The organism is Roseomonas chloroacetimidivorans (genome assembly GCF_049629625.1).
In the GTDB taxonomy this organism is placed as follows: Bacteria; Pseudomonadota; Alphaproteobacteria; order Acetobacterales; family Acetobacteraceae; genus Roseomonas; species Roseomonas chloroacetimidivorans.
Map to the genome: position 1 here is coordinate 1 of NZ_JBNBZS010000176.1, position 436 is coordinate 436.

1 protein-coding gene is annotated in these 436 nt (G+C 74.1%); it reads right to left on the reverse strand.

The genetic code is table 11. From position 1 onward, the window contains the following. Positions 1–436: transposase (locus ACO1BU_RS35900; protein WP_424140665.1), on the reverse strand; the 436-nt coding region annotated here is incomplete at both ends.

The window sequence follows — 436 nt, forward strand, 5'->3', positions numbered from 1 at the left end:
ACGTAGCGCCGGGCCGACAGGTCGCGCCGCTGCCAGCGCGCGTAGTCCGCCTGCCACTCATCCCGCAGCCGCGCGATCACCGAGGGCGACAGGTTCGGGGCGTCGCGGCCCAGCAAGGCCCCGAGCGCCTCCCCGAAGTCGCCCATCGAGACCCCGCGCAGGTAGAGGATCGGCAGCAACGCATCCAGGCTCCGCGTCCGCCGCGCCCAGCGCGGCAGAAGGACCGAGGTGAAGCGGATCCGCTCGCCGCCCACCTCTTCGCCGGCGCCGCGGTCGCGCAACTTCACCCGCTGCACCGCCACCGGGCCAATCCCGGTCTGGACCAGGCGCTCGGGGCCATGCCCGTGCCGCACCAGGCGCTCACGCCCGTCCGGCAACCGCAAGCCCTTCATCTCGGCCAGGAAGGCCTCCGCCTCGGCCTCAATGGCCTGGGCCA